16 protein-coding genes are annotated in these 17,430 nt (G+C 61.1%); 12 read left to right on the top strand and 4 right to left on the bottom strand.

Features of this window, described 5'->3' with window-relative positions:
• The gene (locus RHEC894_RS10985) at positions 1 to 825 is read left to right on the top strand and encodes an MBL fold metallo-hydrolase (protein WP_085737287.1); all 825 of its coding nucleotides are present in this window, start codon (positions 1 to 3) and stop codon (positions 823 to 825) included.
• Positions 826 to 840: 15 nt separating this feature from the next.
• Here RHEC894_RS10985 and RHEC894_RS10980 read toward each other — a convergent pair whose 3' ends face one another.
• Positions 841 to 1,449, bottom strand: a complete 609-nt coding sequence (locus tag RHEC894_RS10980) for a TerC family protein (protein ID WP_010065724.1) — start codon at positions 1,447 to 1,449, stop codon at positions 841 to 843.
• Positions 1,450 to 1,720: 271 nt separating this feature from the next.
• On the opposite strand from RHEC894_RS10980, the gene RHEC894_RS10975 reads away from it, so the two are divergent.
• Both RHEC894_RS10975 and RHEC894_RS10970 read left to right on the top strand, forming a co-directional pair.
• Positions 1,721 to 2,428, top strand: coding sequence for a hypothetical protein (locus RHEC894_RS10975; protein ID WP_085737286.1), 708 nt, complete (start codon positions 1,721 to 1,723; stop codon positions 2,426 to 2,428).
• A 76-nt stretch (positions 2,429 to 2,504) separates the two neighbouring features.
• Positions 2,505 to 2,882: a hypothetical protein gene (locus RHEC894_RS10970; protein ID WP_085737285.1), complete on the top strand. Its 378-nt coding sequence runs from the start codon at positions 2,505 to 2,507 to the stop codon at positions 2,880 to 2,882.
• A gap of 59 nt (positions 2,883 to 2,941) precedes the next feature.
• Here the strand turns inward: RHEC894_RS10970 and RHEC894_RS10965 are convergent, their stop codons facing one another.
• Complete coding sequence (locus tag RHEC894_RS10965; protein ID WP_085738936.1) at positions 2,942 to 3,466, bottom strand: PAS domain-containing protein; 525 nt, start codon at positions 3,464 to 3,466, stop codon at positions 2,942 to 2,944.
• A 229-nt stretch (positions 3,467 to 3,695) separates the two neighbouring features.
• Here RHEC894_RS10965 and RHEC894_RS10960 point away from each other — a divergent pair, with 229 nt between their 5' ends.
• On the top strand, positions 3,696 to 4,388 hold the full coding sequence (locus RHEC894_RS10960) for a DUF599 family protein (RefSeq protein WP_085738935.1): 693 nt from the start codon (positions 3,696 to 3,698) through the stop codon (positions 4,386 to 4,388).
• Positions 4,389 to 4,449: 61 nt separating this feature from the next.
• Positions 4,450 to 5,340, top strand: a complete 891-nt coding sequence (locus RHEC894_RS10955; RefSeq protein WP_085737284.1) for a LysR family transcriptional regulator — start codon at positions 4,450 to 4,452, stop codon at positions 5,338 to 5,340.
• A gap of 13 nt (positions 5,341 to 5,353) precedes the next feature.
• On the opposite strand, the gene RHEC894_RS10950 is transcribed toward RHEC894_RS10955, so the two are convergent.
• Positions 5,354 to 6,289, bottom strand: coding sequence for an alpha/beta hydrolase (locus tag RHEC894_RS10950; protein WP_010069123.1), 936 nt, complete (start codon positions 6,287 to 6,289; stop codon positions 5,354 to 5,356).
• Between the two features lie 239 nt (positions 6,290 to 6,528).
• Here RHEC894_RS10950 and RHEC894_RS10945 point away from each other — a divergent pair, with 239 nt between their 5' ends.
• The 5 genes from RHEC894_RS10945 (at position 6,529) to RHEC894_RS10920 (ending at position 12,925) form a co-directional block, all read left to right on the top strand.
• On the top strand, positions 6,529 to 6,972 hold the full coding sequence (locus RHEC894_RS10945; RefSeq protein ID WP_085737283.1) for a VOC family protein: 444 nt from the start codon (positions 6,529 to 6,531) through the stop codon (positions 6,970 to 6,972).
• 65 nt (positions 6,973 to 7,037) lie between these two features.
• Positions 7,038 to 8,348, top strand: a complete 1,311-nt coding sequence (locus RHEC894_RS10940) for an epoxide hydrolase family protein (RefSeq protein ID WP_085737282.1) — start codon at positions 7,038 to 7,040, stop codon at positions 8,346 to 8,348.
• A 133-nt stretch (positions 8,349 to 8,481) separates the two neighbouring features.
• Complete coding sequence (locus RHEC894_RS10935) at positions 8,482 to 10,632, top strand: mechanosensitive ion channel family protein (RefSeq protein WP_085737281.1); 2,151 nt, start codon at positions 8,482 to 8,484, stop codon at positions 10,630 to 10,632.
• 325 nt (positions 10,633 to 10,957) lie between these two features.
• Positions 10,958 to 12,385: an ISNCY family transposase gene (locus tag RHEC894_RS10925; RefSeq protein ID WP_085737279.1), complete on the top strand. Its 1,428-nt coding sequence runs from the start codon at positions 10,958 to 10,960 to the stop codon at positions 12,383 to 12,385.
• Positions 12,386 to 12,715: 330 nt separating this feature from the next.
• Positions 12,716 to 12,925: a molybdopterin-binding protein gene (locus RHEC894_RS10920; protein WP_085737278.1), complete on the top strand. Its 210-nt coding sequence runs from the start codon at positions 12,716 to 12,718 to the stop codon at positions 12,923 to 12,925.
• 4 nt (positions 12,926 to 12,929) lie between these two features.
• Here the strand turns inward: RHEC894_RS10920 and RHEC894_RS10915 are convergent, their stop codons facing one another.
• Positions 12,930 to 13,421, bottom strand: coding sequence for a GAF domain-containing protein (locus RHEC894_RS10915; RefSeq protein WP_085737277.1), 492 nt, complete (start codon positions 13,419 to 13,421; stop codon positions 12,930 to 12,932).
• A 368-nt stretch (positions 13,422 to 13,789) separates the two neighbouring features.
• Between RHEC894_RS10915 and RHEC894_RS10910 the strand changes: the two genes are divergently transcribed.
• Positions 13,790 to 14,044: a hypothetical protein gene (locus RHEC894_RS10910; protein WP_085737276.1), complete on the top strand. Its 255-nt coding sequence runs from the start codon at positions 13,790 to 13,792 to the stop codon at positions 14,042 to 14,044.
• A gap of 106 nt (positions 14,045 to 14,150) precedes the next feature.
• Complete coding sequence (locus tag RHEC894_RS10905; RefSeq protein WP_085737275.1) at positions 14,151 to 17,396, top strand: adenylate/guanylate cyclase domain-containing protein; 3,246 nt, start codon at positions 14,151 to 14,153, stop codon at positions 17,394 to 17,396.
• Positions 17,397 to 17,430 lie beyond the last annotated feature (34 nt).

Below are 17,430 nucleotides of genomic sequence, written 5' to 3'. Positions count from 1 at the left end.
GTGCTCTACCGGCGGCGCTTCACCATTCTCGGCTGTTCGTCGTCACCCGGCGTACCGCGCATTACCGGCGACTGGGGCGCCTGCAATCCCGACAATCCGAAGAACCGGCGCACGCGCGCCGCCTTCATGGTGCAGCAATTTGCGCCGGATGGCGGTGTTACCACCGTCGTCATCGACACCGGACCAGATTTTCGCGAGCAGATGATCAGGGCACGGGCCGACCATGTCGATGCCGTGCTCTACAGCCATCCGCATGCGGACCATATCCATGGCATCGACGATCTGCGCGGCTATTTTCACAATACGCGCCGCCGGGTGCCGATCTTTGCCGACCAATTTACGATGGACAGGCTGCGTGACGCCTTCGGCTATTGCCTGGAAACGCCGCCGGGCAGCAATTATCCGCCGATCGTGCTGCCTGTCGTCATCGAAAACCTCGACGAACCGGTCGAAATCCGCGGCCCCGGCGGGAAAATACAGTTTTATCCGCATATTCAGCAGCACGGCGATATCCACTCGCTCGGCTTTCGGATCGGCGATGTGGCTTATTGCAGCGATATCAGCGATTTTCCGCCCCAGACCGTCGACAAGCTTCAAAATCTCGATGTGCTGATTATCGACGCGCTGCAATATAGCTATCATCCGAGCCATCTGTCGCTCGAACAGTCGCTCGACTGGATCGGCCGGCTGAAGCCGAAACGGGCGATCCTCACCCATATGCACACGCCGCTCGATTACGACGTGGTGATGGCCGAGACGCCGGACCATGTGGTGCCGGCCTATGACCAGATGAGCTTCGAAACCGAGGTCAGGATCGAGGCCTGAGCCCCGATCCCACGGTTACTTTACGTAGGGCATAACCTCGACGGCGCCGCGATAGATCATGTCGAGTGAGACGTAGAGGATGATCAGCAGACCGACATAGGCGATCCAGCGATGGTTGTTGAGCAAGCGGGCGATCAGGTTGGCGGCGATGCCCATCAGCGCGATCGACAGGGCAAGACCGACCATCAGCACGCTCGGATGTTCGCGCGCGGCGCCGGCAACGGCCAGCACGTTGTCGAGCGACATGGAGACGTCGGCGATGACGATCTGGGTCGCCGCCTGGAAGAAGGTCTTCTTCGGCGCGTGTTCGGCGCCCGCCGCGTCGTGGCTTTCGCCGTGGCCGGCACGAAGCTCACGCCACATCTTCCAGCAGACCCACAGCAGCAGAAGTCCGCCGGCCAGCAGCAGACCGACGATCGCCAGCAGATAGACCGCAACGCTGGCAAAGAGAATGCGCAGGACGGTCGCGGCCGCAATGCCGACGATGATCGCCTTGCGGCGCTGCGTGGCCTCGAGACCGGCAGCTGCAAGACCGATAACCACGGCGTTGTCGCCGGCGAGAACGAGGTCGATAGCAATGACCTGCAGCAAAGCCGTCAGGCCGGCTGCCGTAAAGATGTCCATATGAAATATCCCCAATGCGTCAAGAGCCGTGCTAACGTCTCGACGGTTTGACGTCAACCGCCGGCGGTGCCGCCGGACAACGATCCATGGGGCCAAACCGTTCCTCAATTCGATATCAACGAGCTACCGAAGGCGCGGGCGGGCAGTGCCGCCGATGCCCGAGTCTCTGTCTCGTATTCGCGTGGAACATTCCTCCTGTCCGCCGGTTTTCCGGTCAGGGAACCAGACGTCGGGTCGACGGCCTGGCTCTATGCATCGAGAGGAGATTCCCATGAGCAACATTCACAGCGATACCCATCCGGCCTTCTCAGGCGCGGCAGGCGGCAGCAGCCTCACCGCATTTTTCGACAGCCGATCGGAAGCCGAATCCGCCGTCTCCCGTCTGGAGGACGCCGGCGTGCCGGTTGCGAGAATAAGGCTGATGCCGGGATATGAGGCGGATGGAAAAAATGCCGGGACCATGAGCGATGACCGCAGCGGCTTTTTCGACGCGCTGGCAGACTTCTTCTTCCCCGACGAGGATCGGGCGGTCTATGCAGAAGGGCTGAGGCGAGGCGGCTTCCTCGTCCAGGTCAACGATATCGATGACGCGCTTTATGAGACGGTCCACGATATTCTGGACGATGAGGGCAGCATCGACATGGATGAGCGGGCGGATCTCTGGTCGATGGAAGACGGCGCTGATAGCGGATCCAACAGCAGTTTTGCCGGCCAGATCTCTGGCGGCAAAGCGTCGGATGATCTTGCCGTCTCGGAGAACGCGCTCGACGAGCGGCCATCGTCGGGCAGCGTGGCGTCCGGCGGCATGCGTCCGATGGCGATGCGAGACAGCACGCATGGAAGCGCCAAGGTGCGCGCCTACACCTTCAGCAGTGATCCCGCATCAGCGACCGACGCCAATCGCCCATCTCAAGGCCAATCGCAAACTCAGTCGCAAGGCGGATCTCACCAGAGCCAGGGGTTCCGACGCGACCACTGATGCAGCGAAGCAAGCTCAGGCTCGGTTGGAATGCCGGGCCTCATCTCAACGCGCATTTCTATTCGAGGATATGTCCATGCAGTCATCTGTCAACCGCGACGGCCGCCTTCCTGATCCCGACGAACTGATCGCAGAAGGCGAGCCGCCTTTTGCCGATGCCGCCGTGCCGACCGCGCGTGAAAAAGCCGATCAGGATCTGACCGCCCTGCAGCAGGAGTTAAGGCTGCTGAAGGCCCGGATTGGCGTATTACGCGAGGACGCCGAGGCGGCGCTGAAAGCCAAGGCAAGATCGGTCGATTCCGACGCCCACGTTCAGCTCGGCGACTATCCCTGGCTGAAACTTGCTGCGGCGATCACTGCAACCTTCGTTGCTGCCAGAGTTGTTCGAAGCATTCCGTTCGCGGTCATGCTCACCGGATTTGCCGGTCATCTCTCGGAGGCAAGACGGCTGTGACGGAAGGCCCGGAAAGCGGGCAACGGGGTTCAGATCATCGGCACTGCTGCGTGGTGAAATCAATGAACCGCCATGGGGCCGGAAGCTGTCGGCTTGGCAAGCTCTTTTAGAATTGCTTCAAGCGCATCGGCCGTCGCTTGCAGGCCGGACGACTGCGCGATTTTCAGCGCCTCCCGGCAGTGAGCAGTCAAGTCGTCCGGCTGGGCGTGATCCGTCGTCTGAAAGACGATGCCCGCATAATGCGATGGGTTGCCGGTTTCATTCCTGAAGCACCGACCGAAGGCAGCCACGGTTACTATTTTCCCGCTTCGATCAAACACCCGATAGTCGCAGCGGTACGGATCGCCTGTAATCACCGCATCTGAAATCGCCTTGGCCACGGATGGCTTGTCGTCGGGATGAATACGGTCGAGGTATTTTATGACCGGCAGTCCCGAGATGGTCTGTTTCGGATCGAGCCCAAACAGGATTGCCAGCGCCGAATCCGCATAAACCGTGTCGGTCGCCAAATCCCATGTAAAGATGCCAGGCTCTTCGGAAAGAGGAAATTCGGGCGTTCCAAAGGCTCCTTTGACGAGGTTCATTCCGCATCCCCCAGTCTGCGCGCCGATGATCACGCCAGCCCGGCTCTTGAGCGACCGCAACGCTCGATCAAGGACAGGAGGGGCGACCATTTCGCCCCCCAATCATACCCCCGTTTCCATCGGACGCAACTGAACGCATTCGGAACCGCGCCGAGACGGTGATCTCGCTTGGAGCCGCCGCCACCTCGAAGTAGTGTTTCAGAAAATCCAGATTCAGTTCGGGGGCACCATGGATTTTCTGAACGTCGCGGCAATCGTTTTCTTCCTTTTCGTCTGGGTGGCGCTCGAGCCTTTGATGGCAATGGGATGGCCGCGGCGGAACGACAGTCTTTCCGTCGACATGGTGCGGATTCGCGCAGCCTGGATGCGTGAGGTGCTGACGCGCGACAATAATTTCATCGGCGACGCCGCGATCCTCGGGCACACGATCAATTCGGCATCCTTCTTCGGATCGGCCAACCTCATCGTCATCGTCGGGCTCAGCGGCGCGCTGTTCATGGAACCGAACTATGGGTCGGGTGGTGGGCTGATCGCGATGTTTGCGGGTGCGGATCCCGCCTGGTTTTTCCAATGCAAGGTGCTGCTGGTCATGGCCACGCTGCTGCGGGGCCTATCCGATTTCATATGGGCGGTCCGTCAGATCAACTATTGCCTGGCAGCGATCGGGGCGAGCCCCTCGCGCGATGAAGACAGGGACATCGTCAGTTGGACAAATGCGCTGACCCTGGTTTTGAACCCTGCTCTTCGATCATTCAGCGTCGGTGTCCGGTCTTACTACTTCACCTTCGCAGCCGCCTTCTGGTTTCTCGGGCCGATCCCCTTTGCTGTGGCGACCGTCCTCAGCATCGGCATGTTGATCTGGCGTCAATCCTGGTCGGATGCTGCAAAAGGGATCATGGCCATACGCAAGCTGCTCGACTAGAATCGAGCCTTCAGTCGGGCCGAACGGCAAGACAGAAGCGGTATCTTATGGGCGGTGTCCGATGGATCGTCTCGAAGCGATGCGCATATTGCTGGCCGTCGTCGATGCCGGGAGCATCTCAGCCGGCAGCAGGCGGCTGAACGCGCCATTGCCCAGCGTCAGCCGCAAGGTGGCAGACCTCGAACGCCATCTCGGGGCAAACCTCATCGTCCGCACCAGCCGCAATCTTCAGCTCACCGATGCCGGGCGCGACTATGTCGATGCCGCCAGAAGGATCATGGCGGATCTCGAGGAGGCGGAGCGGAGAGCATCCGGCGAATACCAAACGCCGAGAGGCCTGCTGACGGTGACGATGCCGATCGAATACGGCAACCGCTACGTCCTGCCCGTTGTGCTCAGCTTCATGGAAGAATATCCGGAGGTGTCGCTAAACCTTCTATCGCTCGACCACACAGTCGATCTCGTCTCCGAGCAGGTGGATATCGCCATCCGCCTCGGCAACCTCGCCGACAGCTCTCTCCATGCCGCCAAGACCGGAGAATTCCACCTGCTGACCTGCGCGAGCCCTGCCTATATCGAGCGGCATGGCGAACCTCAGCATCCCGGCGATCTCGTCGATTACGACGGGATCTTCTTCAACAAGCGGGCATTCTTCTGGACCTTCGATGTGGCCGGCGCGCCGATGGAAGCAATTCCCCGCGCCCGGCTGGAAGTGAATACCGCGGCGAACTGCGTTGCGGCTGCCGTCGCCGGGGCTGGGATCGCCCGGCTGTTCGATTACCAGATTCCAGACGAACTGGCGTCTGGCGCGCTCGTTCCCATTCTCCGCGATTTTGACGGCCAGCCACAGCCCATTCATATCGTCTACGCGCGCCAGGGGCTTCTGGCGTTGAAGACACGTGCTTTTGTCGACTGGGCTCTGCCAAGATTGCGCGCCTCATTATGCAAATAATAATATTCGAACATTATCTGAATGATGCGCGGATCTCTTCAACCATATATTCCGGATTCTGAAGATGCGGAAAGTGGCCGAGACCCGCCAGGATATCGATTTTCGCACCGATCCTGGCGGCGAGTTCAATGCCCATTTCCTTTTTGATATACAGGTCCTTTTCGCCCCAGATCAGCTTGATCGGCGTCGTCAACCGCTTGAGGCCGGCCTCGAGGAGGTTCTGATCGCGGGTGAAATTCGCGTAGTAATGGGCAAAGGCGTCCGCCGAGGTGATGCTGTCGACGCTCCACGAACGGGTCATGTCTTGCTGGACGTCGATCGGCAGATCGAATTGCTCGGCGGGCGAGAGGCCGCGCCGGTGCACGTTGCGAAGGATCTCGTCGCTGGTTTCGTTCATGTAAGCGCGGGTCGGCGAGGCGGTCGGCTCGGCTTTGAGGTTCTGCAGGTTTTCCCACATATGTTGCGGCCGGTCGAATGGCGCGAAGTCGCCAACGATGATCTGCCTGGCGATCGCCGGCGCATCGAGAGCAAGCAGCAGAACGGGGAGGGCGGCGATATCGGTCGCGTAGATCAGGAGGTTTTCCCGGTCGACGGCTGCCCGTTCGATATAGGCCTTCAACACCTGGGCATACGCCCGCGGCGCATAAGAAAACCGTTCCAGAGCCGGGCGCGACGATTGCCCGTAACCCGGCCAATCGAAGGCGTGGACGTCGTAGTCGCGCGCAAGCGTTGCCGCGATGCCCTTCCAGACGGTCAGCGTCTCCGGAAATCCATGCAGGAAAAGCACAGTGCCTTTCGGCGCCGCGGCGAGGACAATCATCCTCCTCAATGTGAGGATCGCGTCGATCTCGATGAAATCGACCGCCTCGCGCGGAGCGTCTGCAGGCGCGGGAGCGAGTGGGGTTGCCGCAATGGATGCGGGCCTATCGGCGATTTTGTCCTTAGACATGGGCTGTCCTTTCTGAACGGCGGTCGGCAAGGTTCAAACGCCGCCGCCGCCTGACATAGATGAACTCGGGCGTCGGCGCGGAGTAGCCGCAGGAAGTGAGAGGAAGCCTCTCACTTTCCCGAGGTGCCGGCCGTCCATTGCTCCACCCAAATACTCTCCAGCCGCGATTCGAGAGTGCTCATTTGCGGGTATTTGCGGCCGGCAAAGCTTGGGCCGCGACAACATAAGGAAGAACTGATATGACTGACATTACCCCAAGCAGACAGGTTGCGGCAGCCCACGACAAGGTCCGAAACCTCACAGGCCACGCCACCGTCGGCACCAACGACCTGGATGCCGCCTCGGTCTTTTATGACAAGCTTCTGGCCGTACTCGGGATCGGACGCGTCCTCGTCCAGCCAAACCGGGCTATCTACTACGGTCATCGCACGCTTGAATTCGGTATCACCAGGCCGTTCGACGGCCGCCCTGCCACCGTCGGCAACGGCGGAATGATTGCTTTCGAAGCTCCATCCCGTTCCAAGGTCGACGAAGCCCATGCAACGGCATTGGCAGCGGGTGGCTCGGACGAAGGGGATCCCGGTCCGCGCGGCGAGAACGGCACAGGTCCTTACTGTGCATATTTTCGCGACCCCGAAGGCAACAAGCTCCTGATCTTTCGTTCCGGCGCGGATGAGGTCTGAGGTTTTCGCCATTGAAGCGGGGCAGGGCCATTGTTGCCCGTCTGCGTCATGAAAGGACACATGTCATGGCATTGCTGAGCTCTTTGAAACACACGTCTATGTCCCGACGCACGCTTATGTCGGGGATTGCCGCAGCCGGCCTATCCGCCATGCTGCTTCCACGCGCGGCAGAGGCCGCTGATATCGGCGGCGGCGCATCCGAGGAGATCCGAGCGTTCAAGGTTGCGGTCTCCGAGGCTGCGCTTGTTGACCTCAGGCGGCGTCTTGCCGAGACCCGATGGCCCGACGGCGAAACCGTCATGGATCGTTCGCAGGGCGTCCAGCCCGAGAGGCTGAAGGAACTGGTGGGCTACTGGCAGTCGTCCTACGACTGGCGCAAGGCCGAGAGCAGGCTGAACAGTTTTCCGCAGTTTCTCACCAATATCGATGGACTGGACATCCATTTCATCCATGTTCGTTCCCGCCATCAAAAGGCGCTGCCGCTGATCATGACCCATGGCTGGCCGGGTTCGGTGTTCGAACTGCTCGATGTCGTCGGGCCGCTCACCGACCCGACGGCGCATGGCGGCACGGCTGACGATGCCTTCCACCTGGTGATCCCGTCGATCCCGGGATTCGGTTTCTCCGGGAAACCGCCGGCGGCGGGTTGGAGCCCGCAACGGATAGCGGCTGCCTGGGACGTGCTGATGAAGCGGCTGGGCTACAACAGCTATGTCGCGCAAGGCGGCGACTGGGGCGCGATCATCAGCGACGCCCTGGGCCGCCAGGCGCCCGATGGACTGCTAGCGATCCACGTCAACAGGATCGAGCGGGCCACGACGTTCCCACCGGACGCAGCCCAGGCTCTTAAAACCGGAGGGCCGGCTCCCGATGGCCTGTCTGCGGATGAGAAGGTCGTCTTCGATGAGGCGCGGGACTTTCTCAACAATGGCTTCGGCTATGCCGCGATGATGAGCACGCGCCCCGAGACGGTCGGTTACGGCATTGCGGATTCTCCGGTCGGCCTCGCCGCCTGGCTTTACGACAAGATCGCCGACTGGGTGTTCACCCCAGGCGATCCCGAACAGGCGCTTGGCAAGGATGCCATTCTCGACAACATCACGCTCTACTGGCTGACGAACACCGGCCCCTCAAGCGGCCGCATCTATTGGGAAAACGCCATGGCCGGCGCCAAGCTCACCGCCGTCAAAGTGCCGGTCGCCGTGACGATATTCCCCGGAGAGGTCTACAAGCCGCCACAGCACTGGTTGTCGAGGGCCTATCCGAAGCTCATCTACTACAACCGCGTCGCCAAGGGCGGCCACTTCGCGGCCTGGGAAGAGCCGGAACTCTTCAGTCAGGAGATCAGGGCAGGGTTCAAGACAATGCGGTCATAAGCAGGGGCAACAGCCAGCTTTGCCTCCGCCCGATAAGTTCGTCGATTGACGTTGATTGTGCAACGCTTCACAAAGTCCGAAGCTGCCAACAACCAAGCAGACGCGACGACAACTTCGCGGGGATCACGGCTATATGCGCATCAACGACGACCGTCATTTCTTCGGCAGAGTGTCCACATTCCTGACGATAGTATTGTCAACGCTTCTGCTCGCCGGCGCAAACCCCGTGCCGGCGGCCGAAGCGACCAATTCTTCGGCGCCGATCCGGGTTATCATCGAATTGCCGAATGACGATGCCGGACGCGCGCTGGTCAACCGGATCGTTCCCGGCAATCAGGAACTGGCGCAGCCGGCAGCGGCCCCGCAAGAGGCGCCACCGCCGTCGATTGCCACCTCACTCCAGGATTTGCGCCAGAGGCTGCTCGCACTCGTCAATGCAGTGCCGACCCTCCCGGGGCAGATCCAGGCGGCGGTTCGCACCTTCCAGACGGATAATCATATCGACCCTGTCGGCCTGATCTTGGCGGTCGCACTCTTCGTCGCAGGCGGATTCATCGCGCAGCGGCTTGCCTGGTGGTCGGGGCGAGGGCTTCTCCATTTCGTGATGACCGCGCCTGCCGAGACCGTCCGGCAGCGGATCAAGCTGCATGCGGCCCGGCTTTCGATGGGTGTTCTCGCCTTGATCGGTTACCTGATCGGAAGCCTCGGCGCATTTATTCTCTTTCCATGGCCTGCCGTGTTTCGCGATGTCGCACTCATCCTGCTGTCAGCAGCGCTGATGGTGCGCCTCGGCGTGCTTGTCGGCCGCATCGTCATCGCGCCGGGCGCCCGCCTGCCGCATATGCGACTTCTGACGCTTGTCACGTCGCTTGCCTGGTTCTGGTATTACTGGCTCCTCGGAATCGTCTCGGTGCTGGCGGCCGGCTGGGCCACCATCGAAGTGATAGAGACGATCGGGGCTTCACCCATCTTGGTCGACCTCTTTACCGCGGCGTGGCTTGCCGTCGTTTCGATCGCGCTGATCGCAATGATCTGGCTGCGGCAGTTTCGCTCCGATGGCCCGCCGGTGAACCGGCTGGTCTGTGTCGGCTTCAGTGCGAGCATCGTGCTATCGTGGCTGTTATGGGTATCCGGGCTCCGCGCTGCTTTCTGGACGGTGGTCGTCATCGCGCTTCTGCCGCTTACCGTTTCCGTGGCGCGTGATATCATTCGTCGCATCATACAATCCGGCGGCGAGCACGCCGTGGAAAATCCGGCCATCGTCGGATGGTCTGTCGTCATCATGCAAACCCTGCGCAACGGCCTCATCGTGGTCGCCGCGCTGCTCATTGCCCGCTCGTGGAACGTCAATCTCAGCGACCTCGCCGCAGCCGAAACGGTGACGACGCGTTTGGTCCGCGCCGGAATCCGCATCGTTATCGTATTGCTGGTGACCGACGTCATCTGGAAGCTCGCCAGCACGCTGATCGACAGTCAGATGGCGGCGGCGGCGAGAAGCGCTGAGGCAGGGCATCACGACGGCCCCGAAGCGCGCCGGCGTCAGCGCTTGAATACTCTGCTTCCCATCCTTCGCAATGTCCTGTTCCTGGCGATCGGGGCTGTCGGCTTCCTGATGATCCTCGATGCCGTCGGCATTCAGATCGGACCGCTGCTGGCCGGCGCCGGCGTCGTCGGCATAGCCGTCGGCTTCGGCGCACAAACACTCGTCAAGGACATCATATCCGGCGTCTTTTATCTGTTCGACGACGCCTTTCGCATTGGCGAATATATTCAGGCGGCGAAATATAAAGGGACGGTGGAGGGGTTCTCGCTGCGATCGATCCGTCTGCGACACCACCGCGGCCCGGTCACCATCGTTCCGTTCGGCGAACTCGGCGCGGTGCAAAACCTCAGCCGCGACTGGGTGATCGACATCATCACGCTTACCCTGAATTACGACAGCGATCTCGAGGAGGTCCGCAAGACCATCAAGCGCATCGGCGTCGAGCTTATGGAGGACGCCGAGCTCGGGCCAAACATCATCGAGCCCCTGAAAATGCAGGGAATTGAGCAGATGGCGGACTATGGCGTGCAGATTCGCCTGAAGTTCATGGCCAAACCCGGCGAACAATTCGGCGTTCGCCGAAAGGCACTCGCCATGCTCAAGAAGACATTCGCGGAAAAAGGGATCCAGTTTGCAACTCCGACGGTTCACGTTTCCGGCGGACCGGCCGATGCAGCGGCGTCCGCAGCCGCCTCGGAGCTGCAGAGGCCAGCAAAAATCATCCCAACACTTCAGGAATAGCCACAGGCGCGCTTCGGCGAGAACCGCAAAGCATTCGACAGGGTTCGATGTGCCAGGTCGTCAAGACGCAAATTCCAATGGGTCGATTTCAATGAGGGAGGCCATCTGATGCATCACCAAGATATGTCATTGTAATCAAATGGCATTCATGCGTTCCATAATCTGTATTATGCGATTTTTGTCTGTAGCGGCTATTTAGTAATGCGACAGTTGGGCCAGTTAGAGATGCGACAGTCTCGCCTCTCGACGTGCTGGTCAATGCCAACGTTGGGAGCAAGGATGACGACCTTCAGCCTGGTCGAGACCATGAGCGGTCGGAGTCGTCATGTCCTGTTTGATCACCATGTCGCAGAAAGAATTGCATCGCCTCGAAGTTGTTCAGAAGATCCGTGATCGACGCCTGAGCGTCGTCCAGGCGGCTGAGGTGCTCGATCTCAGCCGCAGTCAGGTTCATAGGCTGCTGCAGGCTTATGATCGTTGCGGTGAAGCCGGTCTTGTTTCGAAGAAGCGATCACGGCCGAGCAATCGGCGCCACAGCGAGGAGTTTCGCAATGCGGCGCTGGATCTGATCCGCGAACGCTATCCGGATTTCGGTCCGACGTTAGCACGCGAGAAACTGATCGAACTGCATCAGATTTCGGTCGCCAAGGAGACGTTACGCCAATGGATGACCGAGGCCGGCATCTGGATCTCGCGACGCGAACGCAAGAAGCGGGTTTTCCAGCCGCGCGGCCGGCGGGATTGTCTCGGCGAGCTCGTCCAGATCGACGGTTCGCATCACTGGTGGTTTGAGAACCGCGGTCCCAAATGCGCCCTGCTCGTCTACATCGATGATGCGACCGGCAAGCTCTTACATCTGCGGTTCGCCGGATCGGAGAACACCTTCGACTACCTGCATGCGACGAAGGCCTATCTGCAGCAATGGGGCAAACCTCTGGCATTCTACAGCGACAAGCACGGTGTCTTCCGCCCGGTCCATGCATCGGAGAAAGACCGGACGAGCGGCCTGACGCAGTTCGGTCGTGCGCTCTACGAGCTCAACATCGACATCATCTGCGCCAACACCCCGCAGGCCAAAGGTCGCGTGGAACGCGCCAACCAGACGCTGCAGGATCGATTGGTCAAGGAACTACGGCTGCGCGGCATCGACACGATCGATGCGGCAAATCTCTATGCACCGGCGTTCATTGCGGATTTCAATGCTCGTTTCGGCAAGCCGCCGCGCAATCCGAAGGACATGCATCGGCCGCTGGCCGCACATGAGAACCTCGATGCCGCCATGTGCCGGAAGGAGGTCCGCACGCTGTCGCAGTCCCTGACGCTACGCTACGACAAGGTCCTGTTCATCCTCGATCCGACGGAACAGGCCAAGGCGCTGGCGGGCAAGAAGGTCGTCGTCTGCGACTATCCGGACGGTCGCCTCGAGATCATGCACGAGAGTTTTGCCCTGCCCTACAGAACCTTCGATAAGTTGCGATCGATACATAGACCCGAAGTCGTCGAGAACAAGCGTTTGGACGACATGCTTTCGATCGTCGCTGAGCTGCAGGCTGGACGTGAACTGCAGCGCAGTAAGAGCGGCCCGCGCCGCACCGGTCAGACGGATCATATGTTTGGGATACCGGATGGCAGCCAGGGCAATGGTTATCAGAAGCGTGGTCGCAAGCCCGGCCGGCGGACGGACTTCATGAACGATCCGGAAGTCATTGCCAAACGGCAGAAGGCGCTGGCGCGGATGGAGGCTGCGGAATGAATGGTGTCGGCATAGTCTCAAAGCTAAAGCCGAGGGGTGCATCTCACCCGCCCCCTCCCTACCCTTGCAACCCGGACCAGCCGGTTCGGTCGGGGGCTGATCGCCAGGGCCAGTGTCGCGTTTCTAACTGGCTGGCGCCGCCGCACCTCTAACCAGCTTTGACATTGTCTGTAGCCGCAAAGTTAGAATGTCCTGTTTCTGCAAAGTTGGAATGTCACTCTCCCCGCGTTTGATGACGTCGGAGGTTGCGGATCGGGTCGAGCCCTGTCCTATCCTCAGATCCCATGGTATGGCAGCCGTCCGAATGGCATGAACCCGCGGAGAAGCGTCATGAAAATCAGCGCCCGCAATCGCCTGAAAGGCAGGATTGTCGAAGTCACCAAGGGCGCGACAACCGCGCATGTCCGCATCGACATCGGCGATGGCGTCATCGTCACTTCCTCTATCACCAACGAAGCCGTGGACGAACTCGGTCTCTCCGTTGGCGGAAATGCCTATGCAGTCGTCAAGGCCTCCGACGTGATGGTCGCGGTCGACTGATCCTCTAAAGCGCGCTTGCTGCAACATAGATTGCGGCAAGCGCCTCGAACCCGGCTTGATCCTCGGCATCGAAACGATGGGCGGTGGGGCTGTCGAGATCGAGCACACCGACAATTGCGCCATCCTTGACCAATGGGATCACCAACTCCGATCGGGAGGCGGCGTCACAGGCGATATGTCCGGGAAATTCGTGGACGTCCGGAACCAGCACGGAGCGTGTTTCTGCAACCGCTGTCCCGCAGACGCCCTTGCCGACAGCAATGCGCACGCAGGCGACCCTGCCCTGGAACGGACCGAGAACCAATTCGTTTTCCGATCTCAGGAAATAGAATCCCGCCCAGTTCAGATCGGGAACAAGGTCGAAGACAAGTGCCGAGAGGTTTGCGGCATTGGCAACGGCATCCCGTTCGCCTTCGAGAAGCCCCTGAAGCTGACCTGCGAGTTCGCGATAAAAGGCGCGCTTGTCGCCCTGCCCTATGCTCTTTGTGGCGTACATGTATGACCTCAACGGCTGATCCGAAGTTTTGGCGGCTAACCTTTCTGCAAATGCATCGTGTGCGGTGGCTTCGAGGCAGTTCCCTGCCTCGACGATCATAGCCACGGCGGAAGACGATCCACCGACCGCAACGATATTGTGCGCCATCAACTGCCCTCAGATTACAGCTACCTGAGATAGCATTTGACATGACCGCCTTCACCGGAAGGTTCTCGCTGCATTGATTAGCTCTAATGGATTTCCCATCGTATGCAAGCGGACAGGAGTATCAGGCGTAGGCGCGGCAGAATACCTCGAATTCCCGCGCGGGTGCGGTCCGATGGCGCTCTTTGTGTCTGAGTGGGGTGAACCGTCGCGGCGGAAGCTCGATGTCGAGCATTCGCAATTGCCCGTTCTCGATGAAGGGCATGACGACCGCCTCGGAAAGCGCCGTGGCGCAGCCGCAGCTTCGCCCGGCTGAAAGCACGGCTTCGTTTGACGGGAGCACCAGCGAGTGGAAGGGTCGACGTGAAGCTCGCGCAACGACTGCTCGAGCACCGAACGTGTTCCGGAACGGGGTGCTGTCGATGCTGGCGCTGGCATGCATGAGCGCCGTCGGGTTGACGATCCTTCACACCAACTGAAATCCTGCTTGCGGGCCTCTCGCAGCAGGTTCATGCTGGTTCCCTGTTGAAGCCCGCCGGCTGCTGGAATAGCCGTTGTACCTCGGGTCTTCGTGAGACGCGTGCGATGGAGTGCGCCGGCTGCGGTTTGGATATTCAGAGCGGTTTTGCTTTCTGTCCGCAATGCGGCGCAAGGCAGCCTGTCTCGTGTGCCGCCTGCGGCTACCCTTGCCAGCCCAACTTTGCCTTCTGCCCCCAATGCGGCGCATCGATATCCGGTAAGGTCAAATCCGTATCGAAGCCCGGCATCGAGGCGGTGCCATCCAAATCGGAGGGCGATGCCGACCGGCGGCCGGTGACGGTGCTGTTTGCCGATCTCTGCGGCTTCACGGCGTTGAGCGAGCAGATCGATCCTGAAGTCATGCGGGTGCTGCAGAACGAATTGTTCGAAGAGATGACGCAGGCGGTCGAGGCCTATGGCGGCTTCGTCGACAAATTCGTCGGCGATGCGCTGCTGGCGCTGTTCGGCGCGCCGGTCGCCCATGAGGACGATCCGGTCCGGGCGCTCAGTGCCGCCCTCGATATGATCCGCCGGGCCACCGAGGTCGGCGAGCGCTGGCACGCACGCGCCGGCGTGCCGTTGCGTCTGCATATCGGCATCAATAGCGGACCGGTGGTCACCGGCGGTTTCGGCGCGGTCAGTGCAAAGTCCTATTCGGTCACCGGCGACACGGTGAACACCGCCCAACGCCTGCAATCCATGGCCGGTGAAAACGATATCCTGGTCGGGCCGCTGACTTATCGCCTCACCCGCCATGCCTTTGCCTTCGACAGTCTCGGCGCGCAGACCTTGCGCGGCAAAAGCGGAAACGTCCTCGTTCACAGGCTGACAGGGCTGCTGGAAGCACCGCATACGGCGCGCGGGCTGGAAAGTTTCGGCCTTCAGGCGCCGATGATCGGACGGGATGCGGAGCTGTCGCGGCTCCTGACATGCCTCGACCTTGCCTGCAGCGGTGCGGCACAGCTCGTCCGCCTGATCGGTGAAGCCGGTATCGGCAAGTCGCGGCTCGCCAACGAATTCATCGCGATCGCCGGCACTGCGACCCGTTTCCCGGGTCTAGCCATCCGCAAGGCGACCTGCTCTCCGCTCGGCGAACAATCCTATGGCACGCTCGCTGCGGTCGTGCGCAGCGCTTACGGCATCGGCGAGCGGGATGATCTCGACCGGACACGGCAGCTGCTGACAACGGGGTTCCGTGCGCTCGATCTCACCCAGGAGGACGTCGAGGGACTGTTGCCACTGTTTCAGCATGTCCTCGGCCTCGGTGATCCCGATGGCGCGTTGCGCCACATCGAGCCGGAGCAGTTGCGGCGGCAGATCTTCTATGCGGTCCGCACCGTCTTCGAGCGGCGGCTGGCGCAAAGTCCGCTGCTGCTCGTCATCGAGGATCTGCACTGGGCGGACGCTGCCTCGCTCGAGGTGCTGCGCTTCATGATGGATCGGCTGGAACGCAGCCGGCTGATGCTGCTTGCGGTCTACCGGCCGACATCGCAGACCGACCCGCTGGATTCCAATCGCGTCAACGTCACTGTCCAACGTCTCGGCGCCCTCGCCGCAGCCGATGGGCAGAGGCTGCTTGCCGCCTTTTTCGGCGAGGGTCATGGCAAGTTGCCGGTCGCCATGCGCAAACACATTCTCGACCGGGCCGGCGGCAACCCGCTTTTCATCGAAGAAATCCTTCGGGCGCTGATCGATATGGGCACATTGCACAATGATGGGCATCGCTGGCACCTCGCCGCCGACGACACGGACGTCGATATACCGGTCAACCTGCAAGCCCTGTTGCTTGCCCGTGTCGATCGTCTGCCGCAGGAGATCAGACGCCTGGCCCAAGAGGCAGCGGTGGTCGGCCCGAAGTTCGATACCGCCCTGCTCCGCACCATCGCTGCCGACCCGTCCGCCGTCGATGCGGCGCTGGATTATCTCTGCGATGCCAATATCACCGAGGAATTGCGCGGGCCCGATGCCGCGACATCGCCGGGCTACCGCTTCAGCCAGACGCTGATGCACGATGTCGTCTACCACAATCTTCTGCTGCAACGGCGCATGGAGCTGCATCTTCGGATCGGCCGGGTTCTGGAACGCCAATATGGCCTGGCACCCGAGCGGCCCGAGCATCTGGCCCAACTCGGCCATCACTTCAGCCTAACCGCCGAAAAGGCCAAGGGCGCCAGCTATCTGATGGCGGCGGGCGATCTGGCGCGCAAGACCTACGCCAATGACGATGCCATGCGTCTCTACCGCCAGGCCCTTGCGACCTTCGCAAACGAGCCGGAGGCGACGACGGAGCAATTGGCGCTGCTCGAGCGCCTTGCCGATCTCTGCGCTCCTGCCGGCCGCCGCGACGATGCCTTGAACCACTATCAGCAGGCGCTTGCGATCCATCGCGCCAGAGACGACCGGATCGCCGCGGCGAGGATATTGCGGAAGATCGGGCGCCTGCATCTCGATGCAGGGCGGCGCGACCAGGCGGAGACACATTGCGCCGCAGCCGAGGTGATGATCGCGGCGATCGATGCGCCGGTCGAACATGCGCATCTCTTGCAGGAGCGCGGCCATCTGGCCTTCCGCATGGGCGATCAGGCTGCCGCCGCCGAGTGGGCGACGCAGGCGCTGCAATGCCTGCAAACCTTGCCGATCGACGGAACGACCGAGGTCGGACGGGAGGCGGCGCGCGCAATGGCGGAGGCGCTGAATACCAAGGGGGCAGCTCTTGCGCGGCTTGGACGCCGCCGCGATGCCGTGCAGGAAGTGGAGCACAGCCTCTCGGTGGCCGAAAAGGCCGATCTGCAAAGTGCCGCCTGTCGCGCCTATTCCAATCTCGGCGTGCTCTACACGATCGTCGATCCGGCCAATGCCATCAAGATCTGCCGGCGCGGGCTTGAGGTCGCGACCCGTATCGGCGATCTCGGCTTTCAGGCGCGCCTTCTCGCCAATCTTGCGGTTTCCTGCTGCACCTTCACCGATCGCTGCGCCGCCGAAGGTGTGCCGGCAGCGGAAAAGGCCGTCGAAATCGACCGGGCGCTCGACCAGCGCGACCATCTCTCCGTACCGCTGATCGTCCTCGGGCAAATTCATCAATGCCACGGGCAGCCAAAGCTAGCCCGTAAGTATTACGAGGAAGCCCTTGAGGTTGCACAGGAAATTGACGAGCCGCAGCTGCTCTTTCCGTGTTATGATGGCTTGGCGACACTGAGCCTCGAACATGACGATATGGACGAGGCGGAACGGTATTTCACGCTGGCACAGGATGTGTGCATCCGCCACAACCTCGATCCCGGCACACTCGTCGTTTTGCCGTTTCTCGACTGAACGTCCTCGTTCGGAGGATTGCTGGAGATCGATT

This window comes from Rhizobium sp. CIAT894, assembly GCF_000172795.2.
Classification (GTDB): domain Bacteria; phylum Pseudomonadota; class Alphaproteobacteria; order Rhizobiales; family Rhizobiaceae; genus Rhizobium.
Note: the sequence above shows the minus strand (reverse complement) of the source record. Positions and strands in the feature narration are given on the sequence as shown.